Genomic DNA, 21,757 nt, shown 5'->3' on the forward strand with positions numbered 1-21,757 from the left:
TTGAAAGGGGAAATGGATTATGATGAAACATATTTTTCAAAAAGGAAAAGATACGTCAAAACCAGTGTTGTTATTACTTCATGGTACAGGAGGTAATGAATTAGATTTATTACCACTTGCAGAAATAATTGATCGGGAAGCATCTGTGTTAAGTGTTAGGGGGAATGTATTAGAAAATGGCATGCCACGTTTCTTCCGCCGATTAGCAGAAGGTATTTTTGATGAAGAGGATTTGATTTTCCGTACGAAGGAATTAAATGAGTTTTTAGATGAAGCGGCTAAAACATATGAATTTGATAGAAACAACATTGTAGCTATCGGTTATTCAAATGGAGCAAACATTGCTGCAAGCTTATTATTCCATTACGAAAATGCATTAAAAGGTGCTGTCCTTCATCACCCAATGGTACCTAGAAGAGGAACACAATTGCCTAATTTAGCAGGGAAATCAGTATTTATCGCTGCTGGGACAAATGACCCGATTTGTTCATCAGCGGAGTCAGAGGAATTGAAGGTACTATTAGAGAATGCAAACGCTACTGTTACAATGCATTGGGAAAATAGAGGACATCAATTAACGATGGGTGAAGTAGAAAAAGCAAAAGAATGGTATGTCAATACAGTATTATAAAAGTAAAAAAAGAAGCATCTGCTAACAATTAGCAGATGCTTCTTTTTTACGACTGAATTGCAAGATGAGACGAAGAAAGTGGTAGCTGAATATCAACGATCGTACCTTTATTTAATTCGCTTGAAATGTGTAATTTACCATGATGTTCTTCAATTATTTTGTAACACATCATTAATCCTAGTCCTGTTCCCTTTTCTTTTAAACTATAAAATGGTTCACCTAAACGAGAGATACGATCTTCTGGGATACCGCAACCTTCATCGATAATACGTATTAAGATGAAAGTATCCTCTAATGGCTTTGTTTGGATGTAAATATTTCCGCCATTTGGCATTGCTTCTATCGCATTTTTTAATATATTTATAAAAACTTGTTTTAATTGGTTACCATCACATTGAATATCATGTTTGTAATCAAAATGATCCATAATGATATGAACACTATGCATAATAGCAGTTGGTAAAATAAATGTAACTACCTCTTCAATTAAAGCTTGTATGTTACAAGTTTGGATAGATAATACTTGTGGTTTAGACATCGCCATAAATTGACTCGTGATAGATTCCATCTGTGAAATCTCACTTAACATAATATCGATATACCATTTCTGCTCCTCATTTATTTCAGGGAGTAGCAATGTTAGAAAACCTTTTAGAGAAGTGAGTGGATTTCGAATTTCATGTGCAATTCCAGCTGTCAGTTGTCCGACTACTGCGAGCTTTTCTGATTTTCGTAATAACTTTTCCGTTTCTTTTAGCTCGGTAACATCTCTTCCCATTACGATAAGACCTTTACGGGAGCCGTCAGAATGATAAAGTGGAACTTTCGATATACTTAAGATTAGATCGAAATCATCTCTATGAATAATAAATTCCTCGCCATGAAGAATTTGTCTTTGTTGCCATGCTAGTTCGTCGACTTCTTCACAATGTAAAAAAGCCTCTCGGTACGCTTCGTTATATTGAATGAGTTCACTATCTTTTTTCCCGTGGTAAGGTACATGATGGAAATTGAAACAAGAAAGTGCGTAGTCATTTGCCTCAAGCCAGCGCCCCTCATGATCCTTAAATATAACAAACGCAGGCATGGAGTTCACTAATGTACGTAACCTCTTCTCACTTTCTTTTAGCATATTCTCAATTCTTTCTGATTTTTCAAGAGGCTTCATAATGGCATATACGCCAGTTAGACGATTTTGGACAAAAATAGGAACTAGTTTTGTCACGACGTCTAATAAGAATCCATTTTTATGATAAATTGATAAGATATACTCTTGTTGATTATCCGCTCCAGTATTCTTTATATTTTGTAATACTTGCTCAGAAATACGAGCTTCTAAAATAGAGGTAATATTTTTCTGTTCTAATTCTAAAGAAGTGTAACCTAATATTTTTTCGGCAGAAGGATTTATATGTAGTATAACTCCCTCTAAATTTAATGAAATAATACTATCAGGATTGTGTTCGAACAGAGATGCGTACATTTCTGTTAATGAACGATTTTGTATATGGTTTCGCAAACGTCTAGAAATGTTCGGATGACGTTTTCTTTGAGTTGATGAATATTTTTTACGACTCATAATAGTTCCTCCGTACAAATAGCATCTAAAAAGATTTGTCTATTCATAACTATAATATAGATGTAATGTGTATTTCTATAAAAAATGGAAGTTATATAATAAATTTTGTTTTCTTTATTTTTTGCAAAGTGAGTACAAGGTGGTAATAAGGGGAGCTTATATTGTTTTATAACTCTTTTGTAAGTTACAAAAGTAGGTTTTCTTTATAACATTAGGGTAGAAGAGGGGGAAAGAAAATGAGACATTATATTCAAGGTATCGATCATGTACAAGTAGCTGCGCCTGTAGGATGTGAAGAAGAAGCAAGAGCGTTTTATGGTGGGAAAATAGGTATGGAGGAAATACCGAAGCCGGAGGAATTAAAGAAGCGTGGTGGGTGCTGGTTTAAGTGTGGAAATCAAGAGATTCATATTGGAGTTGAGCAAAACTTCACCCCAGCTAAAAAGGCGCATCCAGCTTTTTATGTTTTAAAAATTGATGAATTTAAACAAGAATTAATAAAACAAGGTATTGAAGTAATAGATGATCATGCACGGCTAGATGTAATTAGATTTTATGTGTCAGATCCGTTCGGAAATCGAATTGAATTTATGGAAAATAAAAACTAGGTGGGAATCCACCTAGTTTTTTAACCTTTTCTAAACAATCCTAATACTTCAACCGTTTCGGTAATGTTAACGAATGCATGAGGGTCAATTTCGGAAATTGTTAATTTCATACTTGCTAATTCTTCACGAGAAACGACGGTCATAAGTACACGTTTTTTTTCGCTGGAATAAGCACCTTCGCCATCAAGTAATGTAATTCCACGTACAACAGTTGAAAGGAGTTGTTTTTTCATTTTTTCTGCTTCATTTGTTACAATCATAAGTGTAACCTTTCGATGTTTCGTATGAATAGCATCGATTACTTTACCAGTTACATAAATTGAAAGTAAGCTTGTAAGAGCAACATCCCAAGTGAAGAAGAATCCTGCAATTATTACAACGACTGCATTTAAAATAATAAGGAATCCACCAAGTTTAATGTCTCTTTTTCGAGACAATAGCATACCGATAATATCAAATCCACCAGTTGATCCATTACAGTTAAAAACAAGGCCGATACCAGCTCCGGCAACGACACCACCAAAGATAGATGATAAAAGTGGGTCTGTTGCTACGACTTTTACTGGAACGTAGTATAATGCAACAGATAATACAATAACAGAGATAACAGTGTTAAAAATCACTTTTTTTCCAAGACCTATGTAACCTAAAATAAGGATAGGTAAGTTTAATACAAAGTTAATAATACCCGTGTTTACAGGAGTTACAATCCCTAAAATAATAGCAATTCCGCCAATTCCACTACTTAAAATTTTGTGGGGGATAAGGAAAAGATTAAATGCAATCGCAATAATAATAGAACCGATAATAACACCAAGAAATCTGACCATCTCTTTCCCGTCCTTCACTAAAAAATTCACATTATTTCAAGATTATATATGATATTAAAAGTTTTGGGTAAAAACAGTTTATTTCGGAAAATTAGATTAATCAAAATAATTCGAGTATTTTTTCGTTTGAAAGGGGATACAGATATGAGGATAAAAACGTATCAACAGAAAAGCCCGTTGAAGCAAGAATGTGAGGATTCTTATTTTTGTAATGAAGAAAAAAAGATGTATGGTGTATGTGATGGTGCAACACCGCTCGTCCCGTTTCGTGATGAAAAGGGACATAATGGAGCATACATCGCTTCGCATTTATTTGCAAGTTATTTTGCTTCATTACGTGAAAATCATAGTTTGCAAGTTGCCGTTGCAAAAGCAAATGAAGCATTGCAAAGCAAAATGTTAGAGTATGGAGTAGATACGAGAAAGAAAGAGCATTTGTGGTGTACATGTATTGCGGCAGTTCAAATAGATGGTGAGAAAATTGAATACGCACAGTTAGGGGACTGTATGATTGTCGCAATACTTCAAAATGGAACGATGCAAGTATTAACGCAAGACACGGTTGAAGGAATTAGTAAACGAGCAAAAAAGAAGAGAGAAGAAGATCGTAAAAAAGGGTTATCTGTACCAGAAGAACATGTTTTTCAAGATGTGCGAGAACAGTTAAAATATAATCGTTATCTTGCAAATATGCAGGGCGGATATTCCGTTGCAAATGGAATGAAAGAAGCGATACATTATTTACAACACGGTGAATTACATATAGATGAAGTAAGCGGGATTTTTATTTGTTCAGACGGATTATTCCACCCAGATTGGCCACTGGAACAAACTGTTGCATATATAAGAAAGAATAGTATAAAGGAATATGTAGCAATTATTGAAGAGCTAGAAGGGAAAAAGAGAATAAGACCAGATGATAAAACAATTATGATTATTGATTTGTAAGGGGGATGTTCAAATGGAAATTAAATGTGTTAATTTAACATTTCAAGATGAATTAGTTCCTTTAGAAAAAGTAAACAAACTGATTATCCACCATACATCCGAAGATGGATGGGATGTGTATAAAACACATGAATTTCATCAAAAAGTAAGAGGATGGAGCGGGATCGGTTACAATTATTTTATTGAAGAAGATGGAACTATAGTCGAAGGACGAGGTTTACATATTGGAGCGCATGCGAAAGATAATAATAGAGATACAATTGGGATATGTATGACGGGTAATTTTGATAAATATGATCCAACTACCGCACAAATGAATGCATTATATTTTTTATGTAAAATGTTTATGAAGCAGTTTACTATAAAGAAAGAAAATATACTCGGTCATAGGGAGCTAGAGGGCGTTACAAAAAGTTGTCCTGGAAAGCGTTTTTCTATGGTAGAGTTAAGAAACGGACTAACTTACATATAGAGGAGTAACAAATGATGATGAATATAAAAATACCAAATGATAAAAAAGAAGAGCTTGTGGCACAAATTCAGCAATTTTTCGTTGAAGAAGATTTAGATGAAATTGGACGTTTCCAAGCAGAGCGATTAATAGAAGAAATGATTAAATTAGTAGGACCGTTTGCATACAATCAAGCAATTGGAGATGCTAGAAAGCTTGTAACAGAGAAACTATCTAATATTGAAGAAGATTTGTATGTGTTAGAGAAGAATGAAGGGAAGTAAAAAGAGCCATTTTGGCCGTATTCCGTCAATTATAAAATAAGTATTATGCCACGGCTTTTTCCGATGTTCTGTTTGGAAAAGGCCGTGAAGTTGTTTTTGGGCATATAAAATAAAGTTTCATTTTTTTTGTCAAAAAGAACCCTAGAACTAAAAACGTTATTCTTTCTTAACAAGCTAGATGAGAAAGAATAACGTTTTTTAGATTGAGATTAAAAATATATTATCTTAATTTTATCTTTTTTTAATAATTTATTTATAGGCAATTTATAGTTGCTATTTATAATTCCTATATATAGCAGCTATGGATACTACAAAGAAGAAATTTGGATGTGTAACACTTTGTATCCAATTAGCTATAATCAAAATTTAAAACATGAATTGCTCACATAGAATCTTCTTTTGGAAGATAAGTGGTGTAATTCTTTGTTAAATGAAGGAAGGGATTGGGAAGCTATGAATAAAACAATTTTAAAAACATGTATCATATCAGCAGTTTTAGGTGGAAGTTTATTAAGTGAAACGAATGGAGAGGTGAAAGCAGAAGAGGTTACACCAAACACGAATCATACTGGTGTATTCAAAGATGTTCCAAAGGGGCACTGGGCATATGAGGCGATTCAGCAATTAACAGGTGAGAAAATCATTTTTGGCTATGATGATGGAAGATTTGGTTTTGGAGATAACGTAACACGTGAACAAGTTGCAGCTTTAATGTATCGTTATTTTAATATGGAAGAAAACAAAAATTATCAAAACCCATACGGTGACGTAAGTGAAGATTCAACAAGCTATATAAAGGAAATTTTATCTTTAACAGAAATGGGTGTTTTTAAGGGGGATGAGCATGGAAACTTTAGACCGAAGGCATCCTTAACACGCGCAGAAATGGCACAGGTTCTTACAAATGCTTTTCATTTAAAGGCAAAGAGTGATCATACTTTTAATGACGTTGCAACGAACTCATGGGCAAGAAATGCAATTAGTGCTGTTCAAACAAATAATATTGCAAAAGGAGTAGGAGAAGGGAAATTTGCTCCAAGTATGGATGTGACACGTGAACAGTATGCACAATTTTTATACAATGCAATACAAGAAACCGAGCAAATTCAACAAACGAAAGGGCAACTACTAGCTAGCATACTGGGTGAAACAAACTGGAAAGGGACAAAAGTCTATGACAAAGATCATAATGATGTAACGAAAGAAAATCAAAATTTCATCGGGCTTGCAAAATATGATGCTAAAACTGCAAGGTATGAATTTTTTAATGCAAGTACAGGAGAGAGTCGCAATGATAGCGGTACCTTTTTTATAACGAATGATGGAAAGAAAAGGGTGTTAATTTCTGAAACGCAAAATTATCAAGCAGTTGTTGAATTAACGCAATTAGACAAGGAGAAATTTACATATAAAAGAATGGGGAAAGATGCAAAAGGGAACGATGTAGAAGTGTTTGTTGAACATGTTCCTTACCATGGAAAAGAACTTTCTTTCACGCGACCTGATAAAAAGTTAGAAAGCTCGACGGGGAAAATAGTTACAGACGTTGATGGAGATGAAATTTTATCTAGTACACTATGGAATGGAACGGTGGTATTAGACGAACAGGGTAATGATGTAACAAAATACAACTCAAACTTAATCAGTCTAGCAAAATACGATAAAAATACAAATAAATACGAGTTTTTCAATGCGAATACAGGAGAAAGTCGTGGAGACTATGGTTTCTTTGATGTTGTACATGGTAATAAAATAAGGGCTCACGTTTCGTTAGGAAATAATAAATATGGTGCGGTCCTTGAACTGACTGAGCTAAATAAAGAGAAATTTACGTATACAAGAATCGGGAAAGATGCGAATGGAAAAGATATAAAAATCTTTGTTGAGCATGAACCGTATACAGGTGACCTAAAACCAAATTTCACAAAGTAATATGTAAAATAGTTGTTTATAGACAAAAAGATGCCTTGAGGCATCTTTTGTCGTTTTAAAATGATTTTATAGGTAAATATAAAATACAAATTCTCTTTTCTCAAATCTAGTAACTTACTACTTGCACAACCATATATCCTAGTTCTTTTTTATTTATTCTCTTTATGCTCTTTATATTCATGTACTTTCTCTTTTACATTACCAACCGTATCTTTAGCAGTGCCTTTCACTTTATCCCATTTTCCTTCAGCTTGTAATTTCTTATTGTCAGTTACTTTTCCGACAACTTCTTTTACTTCACCTTTTACTTTATCAATGGCACCTTCTACTTTTTCCTTTAAACCATGATCATTCTTAGTCATACATTTCTCCTCCTTGTAGTTTGATTAGAATTCTCTTTTCATATTGCAAGTTGAACGATGTATCTAGTAATAGCGTAACAAATCTAGTTTGAATATTCAAATGATTAATAGGATAGAAAAGGAATTGTCATGAAATGTATAAAATTGTAATGAGAAGAGAAAGCATGTAAATTACATGTCTTTTGCAGTCCATATTGATTTTGTATAAGCAATTTTCATATGGGCACGTTCCATATTATTTTGACTTCCGCTACCGAACCTTGCTTGTCCGACTATTAAATGACAGTTTTTCGCTAGAGCTTTTTCTATTCGTTTTTGAATTAAGGCAGTATGACAGCCTTTACGCTGAAATTCTGGCAAAGTAGCAGAAGCAGCTAATGAAGCAATCCCATTATTTATATACAGGACACCAATGCCTGCAGGAGTATTTTGAACTTCGGCTATGAAAAAATGCCAGCCAGGTTTATTGTAGAGAATTTCGTTATTTTGGCGTACGCCATCTTTTGTAAAGGGTGGCATGTTAAATCCACGTACATATATGTCTGCAAAAATATGAAATTCATTTTCTTTTAGTTGGCGTACTGAAATGTTAGAAGTAAGTAGGGATGGATCTTCTCTCGGTATACTATATAAAGCGGTATGGAAGCTGGATTGGTAAAATCCTTTTTGAGATAAGTATTGAAATAATTCAGCTGTACCTTGAGCGGGTGTAATTTCAAAACGACAAGGGATTTGTAGCGATTGATAATAAGAGACGATTTCATCTATCTCATCTGTATTTGTAAAGGTAACGCCTTTTACTGTGTTAAAAGCAGGACCAAAAATTATTTTTGATGAAAAGGCAGTGGCATTCCCGAACTTTTTCATTTGTATTTGCATTGGATTTTCAGCTAACGCTTGTAGTGCTTGTAGTCTAGAAGAGAGCATATGTATTTCTGCGTTTTCAATTTCTTGAGCTGCATTGAGTGTCATAATTGTACTCATAATATTCCTCCGTCAATAAATATATTTCATAGTACATATACGATGTTTGTTCGGAGATTCCTGTTGAAATGTAAGAGAATAAGAGGTTTTTTGGAAGGGAAATGGAAGTGAACTGTCGAAGGGAGTGGAAACAGATTAAAGGTGGTGCTCTCATGAAACAGGAAGACGTGCAGACATGCTCTAATTGTGGTTCTCATAACATAGGAGAAGGGGAGTTTGTCGGTTATGCACAAATACGGAAAAAGGAGACGATGTTCACATCTTCACCAGTAGATGCTTATATTTGTACAGATTGCGGGAATATCCTTTTATTAAAAGTACGACATTATGAAAAGTTTAAGCAGAAGCCGTTATGATTATGGAGAAGTGTTTTTATTAGGAAAGTTAGAGGAGTAATATTTTACATATATATATGAGTATGTCCTTATATAAAGAGATGACAACATATACTGTGTGGGATGCTTATTAATCGTTGCACGACATACAAAAATGTATAGAAGAAATTGTGAATCAATATGGGGAAGACAAATTAACCCTTATTGGAATACTTCATATCGAAAACTCCTTTAAATGAATAAGGGAGTTTTTGTTTTTTTGTAACAGTAATTACCTTTAATTATTATAATTGGTTATTGGGAGAGGGTATTTTATTAACGTCATAATCATAGAAGAAAACTAGCTAAATCGTATAGAAAACGGCTATATAACACAATCGCAACCATAAGTTGACAAAGTGCAACTGCAGGAAGATAGAGATAAGGGTAATGTTTACATACAATTTAGTTAAGAAAACAAAGGGGGACACACATATGGGATTTGGTGAAAAACTTTTTAAATTAAGAAAGGAAAAGGGCCTTTCTCAAGAAGCATTAGCTGAAAAATTAAACACAACAAGGCAAGCGGTTAGTAAATGGGAAAACGGTCAAGGTTTTCCTGAAACTGAAAAGTTAATAATGATTGGAAATGTATTTGAAGTATCACTCGACTATTTATTAAAAGAAACTGCTGAGCAAAGTAATGAAAATGTGGAGGACTATTACGTAAGTCAGGAAATGGCAGAAGGGTATATGGTGTATGGGCAAAAAATTTTTAAATATATTGCGTTAGGATTTAGTTTGCTCATTTTATCGACAATACCGTATTTATTATTTAAAGAAAATGCAACAATGTCGACATTTCTTGTCATTATCATTGCTGTCCTTGGAATTGGAGCAATGATGGTACCGGCAACGATAGAAGAGAGTCGATACAATGTATTGAAAAAAGAAGAACTACTATTTGATCAAAACTTTCTAAAAGAATTGACAAAAAGATATGAAGTAATTAAGAAGAAGTATGCTGCAGTAATGATCGTTGGATTTTGTTTTATAGCAGCAGGAGCGATACCATTTTTATTTGAGAAAAAGCATATCACTTCAGGAGAATTAGTGCAGTATTATCCGTACTGTGTTGTACTTATTGCGATTGGAGTCTATCTTTTTGTTCGTGTTGTAGGAGTGTGGGAGATATATCGAATTTTAGTAGAGAATAAAGAATATAGCAATCGTATTATTTTTAAAATGAAAAAGAAAGTAAGAAAAAAGGTAGATAGTTTATAAAAAATAAAAAACATGTTTCGAATCAATGTATTCAAAACATGTTTTTTATCGTTCTGAATTATTTCCAAAGAAATAATTCGGAAAATACAGAAAAATGTCGTAATCACTTGTAGAAGTCTGTTATAATGAACGAAATGAAAACGCTTTAAAGGGGGATATAACCAATATGATGAATGTACCGTTAACAATTAGTTCTATGATGGAAAGAGCAGAAAAACTGTTTTCAAAGAAAGAAATTGTTTCACGGACACATGATACAGTTACGACATTAACGTATAAGCAGTTAGGTGAAAGGACGAGAAGGCTTTCTAGTGCGTTACAAAAGCTTGGGATTAAAGAAGGCGAGCGTATAGGAACGTTAGCGTGGAATCATCATCGACATGTGGAAGCGTATTTTGCTATTCCTGGTATTGCTTCCGTTTTACATACAATTAATATTCGTTTATCTCCTCAACATATTTCATACATTATTCAGCACGCAGAAGATCGAATTCTACTTATAGATGAAGATCTCGTACCACTTGTTGAAAATATTCAATCACAATTATCAACTGTACAAGCCTACATTATTATGACTGATAAAGATGAACTTCCCAATACTACGCTAGAACCTGTATATCATTATGAAAAGCTATTAGAAGAAGGCGATCCAACTTTCCAATTTGTAAAAGATATTGATGAAAATACACCTGCTGGTATGTGTTATACGTCAGCAACTACAGGAAACCCAAAAGGTGTTGTATATACGCATCGTAGTACTGTATTGCATTGTATGGCACTCGGTTTAGCGGATACAGCTGCTTTATCGGAAAGTGATGCGGCGATGGCAATTGTACCGATGTTCCATGTGAACGCTTGGGGGCTTCCTTTTGCAGCTACTTGGTTTGGAACTAAACAAGTACTGCCAGGACCAATGTTTACTCCAAAAATTTTATTAGAGATGATTCAAGCTGAAAAAGTAACGATAGCAGCAGGTGTGCCGACAATTTGGCTCGGTGTATTACAAGAGTTAGAAAATAATAGTTACGATTTATCTAGTATAACGAGAATATTATGCGGTGGTGCTGCTGCACCGAAAAGCGTTATTAAAGCATTTGAGCAAAAATATAATGTTCCTTTCGTACATGCATATGGTATGACTGAAACAAGCCCACTCGTAACACTTGCACGTTTAAAAAGTTATGAAACAGAATTATCATATGAAGAGCAATTAGAAATCCGCTCAAAACAAGGGTATCTTGTCCCTGGTGTAGAGATGAAAGTAGTCGGTACAAACGGTGAAGTGAAGTGGGATGGTACGGAAATGGGAGAATTATGTTTACGAGCACCATGGATCGCTGAAAGTTATTATAACGATGAACGTACTGTCGAAGGTTTTCGTGATGGTTGGTTATATACAGGAGATGTCGTTACGGTTGACGAGGAAGGCTGCGTGAAAATTGTTGACCGTACGAAAGATGTTATTAAAAGCGGAGGTGAGTGGATTTCTTCAGTTGACCTTGAAAATGCATTAATGGCACATGATGCTATATTTGAAGCAGCTGTCGTTGCCGTTCCTCATCCGCAGTGGCAAGAGCGACCAATTGCCTGCGTCGTTCAAAAGAAAAATAGTACAGTAACAAAAGAAGAAATATATGAGTTTTTAAAACCACAGTTTGCGAAGTGGTGGTTACCAGATGATATTGTATTTATGGAAGAAATACCGAAAACATCTGTTGGGAAGTTTTTAAAACAGGCGCTTCGGAAAGAACTTGAGCATTTGCATAAAGAGAAATAATTGAAAAAATATTTGTAAACCTATATTTAAAACAAGTTGACAAAGACTAGATAGAAAGATAATATAACTCCTATAATATGTTATCTGAAAATCATTTTAAGTTTACAAATAGGAGAAGCAAATATGAATACAAAAAACTTAGTTTTCGTCGCTTTATTTAGTTCTATTATGGGAGTGTTAGGGTTAATACCTCCAATTGCTCTTGCTATTACACCAGTTCCGATTACATTACAATCACTCGGTGTTATGCTTGCTGGTGGATTGTTAGGATCACGTCTTGGTGCGTTAAGTCAGCTTATTTTCTTACTTATAGTTGGAGTTGGAGCACCATTACTTGCTGGTGGACGCGGTGGTCCAGGCGTATTTGTTGGGCCAAGTGCAGGATATTTACTTGGTTATATCGTTGGAGCGTTTGTCATTGGTTATTTAATTGAGCGTTTACGTGAAGTTTCTATAATAAAGGTATTATGTATTAATATAATTGGTGGTATTTTCGTAGTTTATGTATTTGGTATTATTGTACAAGCTTTCTTTATGGATGTTTCTATATGGCAGACGATGAAAGTAAGTGCCGTATTTTTACCAGGTGATTGCATAAAAGCGATTATAGCAGCAATTCTTGTAACGAAATTACATCGTTCATTGAAACATATTATTACGCCTGCTCTCAAGAGTGGGAAATATACAAATGCGGGATAAGAAAGAGAAGAAACACGTTTATTGCGTGTTTCTTTTTATTATTTTGTAAAGAAAGGACGTCTCAAATGGGGATTACAAAAGAATATAAAAAGTATGCCTCTTTACAAACAAATAAAATAGCAATAAAGGAAAATGATCGAGTATTAACATTTAAAGAATGGTTTGAGTCAGTATGTAAAGTAGCAAACTGGTTGAATGAAAAAGAATCGCAGAATAAAACAATAGCAATTGTATTAGAAAATAGTATGGAGTTTTTACAACTATTTGCTGGTGCTGCTATGGCCGGATGGGTTTGTGTGCCGTTAGATATAAAGTGGAAACAGGATGAGCTCAAAGAAAGAATTGCGATCAGTAATCCGGCTATGATTGTGACAGAGCGATATAAGGTAAAGGATTTACCGGATGAAGAAGGAAGAGTAATTGAAATTGATGAGTGGAAAAGAATGATAGAGAACTCTCTGCCTGCATATGCCCCTGTAAAAGATGTACAACATGCTCCGTTTTATATGGGATTTACATCAGGATCGACTGGGAAGGCAAAAGCATTTTTACGTGCACAACAATCGTGGGTTCATAGTTTTGATTGCAATATACATGACTTTCATATGAAAAAAGAAGATTCTATTTTAATAGCTGGGACGCTCGTTCATTCTCTTTTTTTATACGGCGCAATAAGTGCATTATATGTAGGGCAAACGGTGCATATTATGAGAAAGTTTATTCCAGATCAAGTACTGGAAAAGTTAGAAACAGAAAATATTTCGGTCATGTATACAGTTCCGACAATGCTAGAATCTTTATATAAAGAAAATAGAGTAATAGAAAATGGGATGAAAATTATTTCGTCAGGAGCGAAATGGGAAGCTGAAGCGAAAGAAAAAATAAAGAGTATATTTCCTTATGCGCAAAAATATGAATTTTACGGTGCATCGGAACTAAGTTTTGTAACAGCACTTGTTGATGAAGAGAGCGATAGAAGGCCAAATTCAGTAGGAAAACCTTGTCACAATGTTCAAGTTCGAATATGTAACGAAGCAGGAGAAGGAGTACAGAAAGGCGAGATAGGAACTGTTTATGTGAAAAGTGATCAGTTTTTTATGGGCTACATATTGGATAAGGTTTTAGTTCCAGAGTTGACTACGGATGGCTGGATGACAGTGCGAGATGTAGGTTATGAAGATGAAGAAGGCTTTATATACATAGTGGGTAGAGAGAAGAACATGATTTTATTTGGAGGAATTAATATTTTTCCAGAAGAAATAGAAAGTGTATTACATGAACACCCAGCTGTTGATGAAATAGTTGTAATTGGTGTGAAAGATAGTTACTGGGGTGAAAAACCTGTCGCCATTGTAAAAGGAAGTGCTACGAGGCAACAATTAAAAAGTTTTTGCTTACAACGATTATCCTCGTTTAAAATACCGAAAGAATGGCATTTTGTAGATGGAATACCGTATACAAATAGCGGGAAAATCGCTCGTCTTGCAGCAAAAAATATGATTGGAAACCTGGAGAAAATATATGAATAGAGCGGTTATTGTAGAAGCGAAAAGGACACCTATTGGTAAGAAGAATGGGATGTTGAAAGATTATGAAGTTCAGCAATTAGTAACGCCGCTTCTTACGTTTTTAAGTAAAGGAATTGAGAGAGAAATAGACGATGTCATATTAGGTAATGTTGTTGGACCAGGAGGGAATGTTGCGAGATTATCTACTTTAGAGGCAGGACTTGGCTATCATATTCCTGGTGTAACGATTGATCGGCAATGTGGTGCGGGTTTGGAAGCAATTCGCACCGCATGTCATTTCATTCAAGGCGGGGCAGGTAATTGTTATATTGCAGGAGGAGTAGAGAGTACAAGTACATCACCATTTCAAAATAGAGCGCGATTTTCACCAGAAACAATTGGTGATCCTAATATGGGAGTGGCGGCTGAATATGTTGCAGAGCGTTATAATATAACGCGAGAAATGCAAGACGAATACGCTTGTCTTAGTTATAAACGGACACTGCAAGCAGTAGAAAATGGATATTTACAAGATGAAATACTTTCTTTTAATGGATCTTTAGATGAGGCTATAAAACGAGAAATGAAGTATGAAAGAATGATTAAAAGAACTAAGCCCGCATTTTTACAAAATGGTACAGTAACGGCAGGTAATTCGTGCGGTGTAAATGACGGAGCATGTGCTGTTCTTGTAATGGAAGAGGGGCAAGCCCGAAAACTAGGATACAAGCCTGTTCTTCGTTTCGTTCGTAGTGCTGTAGTTGGAGTGGATCCAAATCTTCCGGGGATTGGTCCGATATTTGCGGTGAACAAATTATTAAACGAAATGAATATGAAAGTAGAGGACATCGATTATTTTGAAATAAATGAAGCATTTGCTTCAAAGGTTGTTGCTTGTGCAAAGGAGTTACAAATTCCTTTCGAAAAATTAAATGTAAATGGTGGTGCAATTGCGCTCGGTCATCCGTACGGTGCATCTGGAGCTATGCTTGTGACGCGTTTGTTTTATCAAGCGAAAAGAGAGCATATGAAATATGGAATTGTGACGTTAGGAATTGGTGGTGGAATAGGGCTTGCGCTATTATTTGAGAAAGTAGAAAACTAGAAAGGGACTAGTTTTCTACTTTTTGAGGAACATAAGCATTGCTACCAGGTTTTGCTTTTATTTCATTCCAAGCAGCGATAGCATCAGCTTTTGATTTCCCTTTGTTATTTGGATCTTCGAAAAAGTCGCGAGTGAAACGATTGTATTCAAACTGCGTGCTAATAGTTGTTTTGTATGTAGGATCTTTTTTTCGTTCGTTTTCTTCATACCAAAACGTTAGCGCGTCTTCATATGTTTTTCCGACATTCTCTTTAAAAAACTTTTGAAGAGCTACTGTAAAGCGGAAGTTTGCTCCGATTTTTTCTTTGAAAAAAGCACGAACTTCTTCGCTGCAGCGGTGATTGTTAGTAATAACAGTTTGAAGTGAAAGATCTTTATAGAATAGGGAGGCTTTACTCACTTTTTGCTCAGAACTGTTTTTTAATATTTTACCAGTAGTTAAATAATGTGAGATACGCTCAGTTATTTCAATCTTAGAGCCACTAGCTGGCAAACCATGCTCACGACAAAATGTTTGGAGTTCTGCTTTTAACCAATAAAAGTTTTGGAAATCTTCAAGTGATATAGACTTTGTTAAAGGTGGACGCATAGATGTAACAACTTCTTTCTTCCATAATTTTCTTTAATTATAAAACGTATGTTCTTTTTGTGGAAGGATTAATTTGTAAATATAAGGGGAAGAGGAGATTACATATGGAAAGTGTAATGCAAGTTCGTGTTACGGGAATTTTAATTGAACATGAAAAAGTATTGCTAGTAAAGCAAAAAGTTGCTAATCGCAATTGGTCTTTACCTGGGGGAAGGGTAGAGAATGGTGAAACGTTAGAAGAAGCGATAATTCGAGAAATGAGAGAAGAAACAGGGTTAGAAGTTAAAATTAAGAAGCTACTGTATGTTTGTGATAAACCGGATGCTAGCCCATCTTTATTACATATTACGTTTCTGCTTGAAAGGATTGAAGGTGAAATTACGCTACCTTCTAATGAGTTTGATCATAATCCAATTCAAGATGTGCAAATGGTACCGATTAAAGATTTAAGTCAATATGGTTTTTCGGAAACTTTTATAACTCTTATAAGTGAAGGTTTTGCAAGTGCAGGGAGTTATCAAGGCTTGAAACAAAATATAGGCTTGTAAATATAGTTGAAGGATAGCAGTTAGCTATCCTTCATAAACATGTTTTACACTTCTGACTGTAAAGAAGAAACAAGTTGATTTAAAAATTCGTCCCCGGTCATAACCGCTTTTCCGCCACCGCGAGCACTCTTTTTATTTCCGCCACCTTTTCCTTCAATTGTAGGAAGAGCATCTTTTAAAAGTGTGTTCATATTGAGTGATACTGATTTTCCGCAAGCAAGGATACATTGTAATTTGTCTTCATTTTCAATAACGAAATATGTAATGGTATGCTCTTGTTGTTCTGTAATAATAGCAGAAAGCTTTGCGATTTCTTGCATAGAGCGATTTGTAAATACTTTAGAAATAAGTATGCCAGTATGTATTTCCGTAGGCTGTTGAAGTAGTTCATTTGCCTCTGCAAATAATAATTTTTCATTCATTATTTGTATTGCTTTTTCATTTTCTTTTTGAGAAGTAAGAAGTTGTGCTACTTTTGCTGGGATATCACTCTCGCTACTGTTTAATTGTTTAGAAACATCTTTCATAATTTGTAGTTGTTGGCCCATTAAATTTAGTGTGCGCCAACCAGCGATAAACGTTAATCGTATGCCACCTTTATTGCGCTCCCACCCTAGTACTTGAATAGGACCTACTTCACCTGTACGTTTCGGATGCGTTCCGCCACAACCATTGTAGTCATAGTTTTCGATAATAACAACACGTATGTTTTCTGTTAAAGTCGGTTCTTTACGAAGAGGTAACGTTTTCGCTTCTTCTAAGTTCATCCACAGGGTACGGATTGGATGGTTTTCAAAAACAATTTTGTTTGCAATTTGTACTGCTTTTTCAACTGTTTCTGCATGAAGATTTTCTGTTTCTAAATCAATTGTTACCGTTTCTTTACCAAGGTGGAATCCAATCGTATGTATGTTAAAATGGTCCCAAAAAGCAGCAGATAAAATGTGCTGAGCCGCATGTTGCTGCATATGATCAAAACGGCGCTCCCAATTGATTTTACCTTCTACTTCTTCAGTATGTAATTGTTCTACAATGAAGTGACGAATTTCTCCATGTATCTCTTCTACATTGATTACATCGATATCATTTAATGTACCAGTATCATGCGGTTGTCCGCCACCTGTCGGATAAAATGCGGTCTCGTTTAAAACGACGTATAAGTTACCGTCTTTATCATAATCTTGCTTTATAACTTTTGTAGTAAAGTCTTGCTTATAAGCGTCAGTGTAATATAATTTTTGCTCCAATTTTCTTTCCCCTTTCGTGTTCACTAGTTTCATTGTAAAGCAATTGAAATTAGTTTCCTAATATTTCAGAAGAAAGAAACTATTTTTAGAATTTTCTTGCTATAATAAGAAAAAGAAAATGCGGGGGTGGAATGAATATGTTATATGAAAACGGCGTAGATAAACTACTTAGTTTAAGCAAAAATATTTCTGAATTGTATCGAGAATTAAATGAAATGACCCGGATTTTAACGGACTGTAATCGAGAAAGTGTGAAGTTTGATCGGTTATATGTAAAAGAGGTACTGTGGAAGAAAGAAGATGTAATAGAGAAATATGACGAGCTGCTTGTACAACTTTGTATAAATGAATGTTTTGATTTAAAAAGTGTCATTACAGGGGAATATAAGTATACATATGAAGAAGTAGAAAACATCGTTTTACAATTTAATGAGAAGTATAATGTTGCAATTTTAATTAAAGATGTTTGTAAAGAATTACAGTTTACATATGGCATAGATATGGATATAACGAGAACTGCTCGGGTAACAACATCTCAAGTATAAAAAGGGAAAGAAAGCAGATCCTTTGCTTTCTTTTTTTATGTAAGAACAGGGAGAGTAGGTTTAAAGATGAAGGGGAAGTTAAAGCATATTCATCCACTTGGAATGAGTATTATTTTAGGGACATTGTTTGCTAGATTTGCTACTTCAATGAGTATTCCTTTTTTAGCAATTTATTTAACGACTGTTAAAGGTGTATCAGCTGGAATGACGGGTGCTATTATCGGAACGAGTGCACTTGTTGGAGTGTTTGCTAGTTTTATTGGAGGGAATTTATCGGACCGATTCGGCCGGAAAACGATTATGATTTGGTCCATGATCGTTTGGGTGTTTGTATTTATAGGTTTTTCACTTGCAGATCATGTTTTAAGTTTCTTTTTATTAAATGCTTTGAATGGATTATGTAGGTCCTTTTTTGAACCGACGTCAAGAGCGTTATTATCAGATTTAACAAAACCAGAGTATCGTTTACTCGTATATAACTTACGATACGGTGCAATAAATGTTGGGGTTGCAATTGGACCAATTGTTGGATTACAAATTGGAAGCGCAAAATCTACAATTCCTTTTTTAGTAGCAGCAGGAGTATATGTTCTATATACAGTTATATTAGCGTTCCAATTCAAGAAATATCCACTGCAACAAAAGAAGGTTAATAAAGAAAAGCCTGTTACAATACTAAATGCGCTGCGTATATTACGAAAGGATGTAGTATTTTTGGTTGCGTTAGTTGGCATTATTTTGAGTAATTGTGGGTTTTCACACTTAACGACGACAGTGTCTCAATATTTTGCAAATGCACATATATTTCAGGATGGAGTGAAGCTGTTCTCATATATGCTCGCTTTAAATGCAGTTGTTGTAGTGGTTATCCAATACCCTGTTATTCAAATGTGCAAAAAGTATACACCATTAGCATCCATTATGGTTGGAACTTTATTTGTGAGCGGGGGATTATTTGGCTTTGGAATAGTAGAATCTATGCTAGGTGCTGCCATTTGCACAATTATTTTTACAATTGGAGAAGTATTAATGTTTTCAATGACGGATGTATTTATAGATGATATAGCTGTTTCACATTTAAAAGGAACATATTTTGGAGCAATGGGATTTTCAGGAATTGAAGCAGTAATAGGTCCATGGTTTGGGGGAGTACTTCTCGATTATTACGGGTACCAAAATGGATTTTTAGTATTTTCAGCGCTAGCTATATTTTCAACTGTAGCGTTTCCAGTTCTGTTAGTTACGAAAGGTTTATTGAAAAAAAGATATGATGGAAATTCTAATATGAAAGTACATGCGAAATAAGATAAGCCCCAGTAGACGACTGGGGCTTATCTTTGTATTTATTTTAATTCTCAATTTGAAAAAGAACTTTCTCTTCATGTTTATTAGCTACTTCGTTTTTGGAAATATGAATGGCTAAAAATCCATTCTCTAAGCAGGCTAGCATCTTCTTATAAATAATATTAGTGGGTAAAGGAATAATCCTCTGTAAAGAAATATTTTTATGAAGTATGCAAATGTTTAGGCCTGTCTCCATCTTTTTAATGACTACATTTTGTTCAGAGACATTTGGTACATCTGTTTCCAAAATGTACTCTTGTTCAGTTTCACAAAGGTCAATATGAATTTGATTTGGAAAACTAAAGTTACTACAAGAATCAGAACAAAATTGATCCATCCATTCTTCGAAACCATCAACATGAAAAAGACAATCCTTCTTTTTCTTGCCCATGTAAGACACCCTCCGTAAAATCTCAATTCATACTATGTTATGCATGAATGAAGTAAGGGTGAAGAATAAATGGAAAAATATAAACATTGTATGTGGCAAAGGTAGCTAGTGTGAACCTATTGTTTTACATATCATGATGTGCATGATTTTTTTGGCGTGAATGGTTACGGTTTTTTACTTTATGAGATCCGCTTAATGGTTCAGGTTGTCCTTTTTTTTCTTTCGCTTCACGATTGTTTTTTCCCATTGTATGTGACACCTCCTCTTTCTCTTTAGAATGAGAGAAGTTTGCAAATTTATACGAGAATGTTTTTAGAAAAAAAGGTAAAGATAAATGGGACTAACTATTATGGAAAGGGGATTGTATAATGCCATATCATAAAGACAAACAACAAGCATTTCAAGCAGCTCAGCAAGGCGTTACACAAGCAGAAAATGCATTTAACAACATTGTGAAAAATGATCCAAACTACGGTCATGATTTAAAAGAGTTACGCCAAGAGGTTCAGGAGGCGTATGAACAGATTCAAAATGCACTAGAAGTAGCTTCGGAAACACAACGCCCGCAACTTGAGCAATACGAAAATAATCTTCAAAACATTATGCAGCATGTAGATCAATTAGAAAAGTAAATGAGGTTGTTGTGTATTCGACAACCTTATTACTTTAATGAATGTTATGTTAAAACAGAAAATTTTTCTATTCGTTTTTTCTTTACTATGCGCAGTACATATATTTCAAGTTGAAAAAGTGGAAGCGAAAATGTTGCTCAGAAAAGAGCTAGAACCAACTGGCTATGTAACGTGGGAAGTACCTAATAATGAAAAGATTATTGCCATTACATTTGATGATGGACCAGATCCAACTTATACACCACAAATTTTAAATTTATTACGTCAATATAAAGCAGAAGCGACATTTTTTATGATTGGATTTCGAGTTCAACGTAATCCATATTTAGTGAAACAAGTGTTAAAAGAGGGACATGAAATTGGAAATCATACGATGAATCATTTATATGCGAGTAATTCATCGGATGAAAAATTAGAAAATGATATTTTAGATGGAAAGAAATATTTTAAAAAATGGGTGAAAGAACCTTTGCTATTCCGTCCACCTGGCGGATATATTAACGATGCTGTATTTAAAACAGCTAAAGAAGCTGGGTATCAAACTGTTCTATGGTCGTGGCATCAAGACCCACGTGATTGGGCGAATCCTGGGGTTGGATCCATTGTGAATCATGTTCTGAAAAATGCTAAAAGTGGAGATATTGTATTGTTACATGATGGAGGAAATGATCGTAGTCAAACAGTATCGGCACTTGCAAAAATTTTGCCTGAGCTGAAAAAACAGGGGTATCGATTTGTAACTGTTTCGGAATTATTACGTTATAAACATTAGAAAAAATCCCAAAAGGTGTATGTTCCTTTTGGGATTTTTCGTTATTGGTTCTTTTTACGTTTCTTATTATTTTGTCGCTCTGCAGGAGTTAAATTCTCATTTGCAAACTCTTCGTTATAACCAGCACCTTGTCCTTGTGCGGATGCAGCATTCATTCCTGAAATAGTATGATTTGCTTTTCGTTTACCCATTTTATTTCACCTCTATAACATTTTTTGTATGTTGAATGATGAGCAGTTCATAGTATGTATGAACTGTAAGTAAACCGCTAATAAAGCACTTTACTTTATGGTAATAGTATTCATAAGGAGCATGAAAGCTATTCAAATTTAGAAACATAAAGAAAACTTATGATAATCTATAAGTTTCTTATTATTTACTTATTTAGAAAGT

26 protein-coding genes are annotated in these 21,757 nt (G+C 34.6%); 17 read left to right on the forward strand and 9 right to left on the reverse strand.

Annotated elements, in window-relative coordinates:
• The first annotated feature begins 19 nt into the window (after positions 1–19).
• On the forward strand, positions 20–631 hold the full coding sequence (locus QCI46_RS09445) for an alpha/beta hydrolase (RefSeq protein ID WP_087982089.1): 612 nt from the start codon (positions 20–22) through the stop codon (positions 629–631).
• A gap of 46 nt (positions 632–677) precedes the next feature.
• On the opposite strand, the gene QCI46_RS09450 is transcribed toward QCI46_RS09445, so the two are convergent.
• The gene (locus QCI46_RS09450; RefSeq protein ID WP_353840033.1) at positions 678–2,210 is read right to left on the reverse strand and encodes a BA3702 family sensor histidine kinase; all 1,533 of its coding nucleotides are present in this window, start codon (positions 2,208–2,210) and stop codon (positions 678–680) included.
• 236 nt (positions 2,211–2,446) lie between these two features.
• Between QCI46_RS09450 and QCI46_RS09455 the strand changes: the two genes are divergently transcribed.
• Positions 2,447–2,818, forward strand: a complete 372-nt coding sequence (locus QCI46_RS09455; protein ID WP_048544119.1) for a VOC family protein — start codon at positions 2,447–2,449, stop codon at positions 2,816–2,818.
• A 20-nt stretch (positions 2,819–2,838) separates the two neighbouring features.
• On the opposite strand, the gene QCI46_RS09460 is transcribed toward QCI46_RS09455, so the two are convergent.
• Positions 2,839–3,648, reverse strand: coding sequence for a YitT family protein (locus QCI46_RS09460; protein WP_353840034.1), 810 nt, complete (start codon positions 3,646–3,648; stop codon positions 2,839–2,841).
• A 144-nt stretch (positions 3,649–3,792) separates the two neighbouring features.
• Here QCI46_RS09460 and QCI46_RS09465 point away from each other — a divergent pair, with 144 nt between their 5' ends.
• The 4 genes from QCI46_RS09465 to QCI46_RS09480 all read left to right on the forward strand — a co-directional run bounded on the left by QCI46_RS09465 (position 3,793) and on the right by QCI46_RS09480 (position 7,263).
• Positions 3,793–4,596, forward strand: coding sequence for a protein phosphatase 2C domain-containing protein (locus QCI46_RS09465; protein ID WP_353840035.1), 804 nt, complete (start codon positions 3,793–3,795; stop codon positions 4,594–4,596).
• Between the two features lie 13 nt (positions 4,597–4,609).
• Positions 4,610–5,068 (forward strand): peptidoglycan recognition protein family protein, encoded by a 459-nt coding sequence (locus QCI46_RS09470; RefSeq protein ID WP_353840036.1) that lies wholly within the window; start codon positions 4,610–4,612, stop codon positions 5,066–5,068.
• A gap of 11 nt (positions 5,069–5,079) precedes the next feature.
• Positions 5,080–5,331 (forward strand): DUF2164 domain-containing protein, encoded by a 252-nt coding sequence (locus QCI46_RS09475; protein ID WP_001994665.1) that lies wholly within the window; start codon positions 5,080–5,082, stop codon positions 5,329–5,331.
• Between the two features lie 453 nt (positions 5,332–5,784).
• The gene (locus QCI46_RS09480) at positions 5,785–7,263 is read left to right on the forward strand and encodes a DUF4822 domain-containing protein (protein WP_353840037.1); all 1,479 of its coding nucleotides are present in this window, start codon (positions 5,785–5,787) and stop codon (positions 7,261–7,263) included.
• A gap of 149 nt (positions 7,264–7,412) precedes the next feature.
• Here the strand turns inward: QCI46_RS09480 and QCI46_RS09485 are convergent, their stop codons facing one another.
• Both QCI46_RS09485 and QCI46_RS09490 read right to left on the reverse strand, forming a co-directional pair.
• Positions 7,413–7,625 carry a CsbD family protein gene (locus QCI46_RS09485; protein ID WP_016077378.1) on the reverse strand — a complete coding sequence of 71 codons (213 nt, stop codon included), beginning with the start codon at positions 7,623–7,625 and terminating at the stop codon, positions 7,413–7,415.
• Positions 7,626–7,796: 171 nt separating this feature from the next.
• Positions 7,797–8,609, reverse strand: a complete 813-nt coding sequence (locus tag QCI46_RS09490) for a GNAT family N-acetyltransferase (protein ID WP_048544092.1) — start codon at positions 8,607–8,609, stop codon at positions 7,797–7,799.
• Positions 8,610–8,761: 152 nt separating this feature from the next.
• Here QCI46_RS09490 and QCI46_RS09495 point away from each other — a divergent pair, with 152 nt between their 5' ends.
• The 6 genes from QCI46_RS09495 to QCI46_RS09520 all read left to right on the forward strand — a co-directional run bounded on the left by QCI46_RS09495 (position 8,762) and on the right by QCI46_RS09520 (position 15,296).
• The gene (locus QCI46_RS09495) at positions 8,762–8,965 is read left to right on the forward strand and encodes a hypothetical protein (protein WP_048544090.1); all 204 of its coding nucleotides are present in this window, start codon (positions 8,762–8,764) and stop codon (positions 8,963–8,965) included.
• Between the two features lie 453 nt (positions 8,966–9,418).
• Complete coding sequence (locus QCI46_RS09500; RefSeq protein ID WP_353840038.1) at positions 9,419–10,207, forward strand: helix-turn-helix domain-containing protein; 789 nt, start codon at positions 9,419–9,421, stop codon at positions 10,205–10,207.
• Positions 10,208–10,373: 166 nt separating this feature from the next.
• Positions 10,374–11,984 (forward strand): long-chain fatty acid--CoA ligase, encoded by a 1,611-nt coding sequence (locus QCI46_RS09505; protein ID WP_353840039.1) that lies wholly within the window; start codon positions 10,374–10,376, stop codon positions 11,982–11,984.
• Positions 11,985–12,107: 123 nt separating this feature from the next.
• Positions 12,108–12,683: a biotin transporter BioY gene (locus tag QCI46_RS09510; RefSeq protein WP_001093321.1), complete on the forward strand. Its 576-nt coding sequence runs from the start codon at positions 12,108–12,110 to the stop codon at positions 12,681–12,683.
• A 65-nt stretch (positions 12,684–12,748) separates the two neighbouring features.
• Positions 12,749–14,212: an acyl-CoA synthetase gene (locus QCI46_RS09515; protein WP_353840040.1), complete on the forward strand. Its 1,464-nt coding sequence runs from the start codon at positions 12,749–12,751 to the stop codon at positions 14,210–14,212.
• Positions 14,205–15,296 carry an acetyl-CoA C-acyltransferase gene (locus QCI46_RS09520; RefSeq protein WP_353840041.1) on the forward strand — a complete coding sequence of 364 codons (1,092 nt, stop codon included), beginning with the start codon at positions 14,205–14,207 and terminating at the stop codon, positions 15,294–15,296. Before QCI46_RS09515 ends, QCI46_RS09520 begins: the two co-directional genes overlap by 8 nt.
• Before the next feature lie 7 nt (positions 15,297–15,303).
• Here QCI46_RS09520 and QCI46_RS09525 read toward each other — a convergent pair whose 3' ends face one another.
• Entirely contained in the window at positions 15,304–15,885 is a 582-nt protein-coding gene (locus tag QCI46_RS09525; RefSeq protein ID WP_353840042.1) for a DUF6434 domain-containing protein, read from the reverse strand.
• Between the two features lie 104 nt (positions 15,886–15,989).
• Between QCI46_RS09525 and QCI46_RS09530 the strand changes: the two genes are divergently transcribed.
• Entirely contained in the window at positions 15,990–16,433 is a 444-nt protein-coding gene (locus QCI46_RS09530) for an NUDIX hydrolase (protein ID WP_353840043.1), read from the forward strand.
• A 44-nt stretch (positions 16,434–16,477) separates the two neighbouring features.
• On the opposite strand, the gene QCI46_RS09535 is transcribed toward QCI46_RS09530, so the two are convergent.
• Positions 16,478–17,680: an alanyl-tRNA editing protein gene (locus QCI46_RS09535; protein ID WP_353840044.1), complete on the reverse strand. Its 1,203-nt coding sequence runs from the start codon at positions 17,678–17,680 to the stop codon at positions 16,478–16,480.
• Positions 17,681–17,817: 137 nt separating this feature from the next.
• Between QCI46_RS09535 and QCI46_RS09540 the strand changes: the two genes are divergently transcribed.
• Positions 17,818–18,225, forward strand: coding sequence for a hypothetical protein (locus tag QCI46_RS09540; RefSeq protein WP_353840045.1), 408 nt, complete (start codon positions 17,818–17,820; stop codon positions 18,223–18,225).
• 66 nt (positions 18,226–18,291) lie between these two features.
• Positions 18,292–19,530: an MDR family MFS transporter gene (locus QCI46_RS09545; RefSeq protein ID WP_353840046.1), complete on the forward strand. Its 1,239-nt coding sequence runs from the start codon at positions 18,292–18,294 to the stop codon at positions 19,528–19,530.
• A 43-nt stretch (positions 19,531–19,573) separates the two neighbouring features.
• Here the strand turns inward: QCI46_RS09545 and QCI46_RS09550 are convergent, their stop codons facing one another.
• Both QCI46_RS09550 and QCI46_RS09555 read right to left on the reverse strand, forming a co-directional pair.
• Complete coding sequence (locus tag QCI46_RS09550; RefSeq protein WP_353840047.1) at positions 19,574–19,960, reverse strand: Hsp20/alpha crystallin family protein; 387 nt, start codon at positions 19,958–19,960, stop codon at positions 19,574–19,576.
• Positions 19,961–20,084: 124 nt separating this feature from the next.
• The gene (locus QCI46_RS09555) at positions 20,085–20,207 is read right to left on the reverse strand and encodes a small acid-soluble spore protein P (RefSeq protein WP_000517650.1); all 123 of its coding nucleotides are present in this window, start codon (positions 20,205–20,207) and stop codon (positions 20,085–20,087) included.
• A gap of 121 nt (positions 20,208–20,328) precedes the next feature.
• Between QCI46_RS09555 and QCI46_RS09560 the strand changes: the two genes are divergently transcribed.
• Together QCI46_RS09560 and pdaB are read left to right on the forward strand one after the other, a co-directional pair.
• A complete protein-coding gene (locus QCI46_RS09560) occupies positions 20,329–20,592 on the forward strand; it encodes a hypothetical protein (protein ID WP_001146294.1) in 264 nt (87 codons plus the stop codon).
• A gap of 46 nt (positions 20,593–20,638) precedes the next feature.
• A complete protein-coding gene (gene pdaB, locus QCI46_RS09565) occupies positions 20,639–21,364 on the forward strand; it encodes a polysaccharide deacetylase family sporulation protein PdaB (protein ID WP_353840048.1) in 726 nt (241 codons plus the stop codon).
• Between the two features lie 41 nt (positions 21,365–21,405).
• Here the strand turns inward: pdaB and sspO are convergent, their stop codons facing one another.
• Positions 21,406–21,555 carry an acid-soluble spore protein SspO gene (gene sspO / locus QCI46_RS09570; protein WP_000518052.1) on the reverse strand — a complete coding sequence of 50 codons (150 nt, stop codon included), beginning with the start codon at positions 21,553–21,555 and terminating at the stop codon, positions 21,406–21,408.
• Positions 21,556–21,757: the final 202 nt, after the last annotated feature.

The sequence above is a fragment of the Bacillus cereus group sp. RP32 genome, from assembly GCF_040459735.1.
Taxonomy (GTDB): Bacteria; Bacillota; Bacilli; order Bacillales; family Bacillaceae_G; genus Bacillus_A; species Bacillus_A wiedmannii.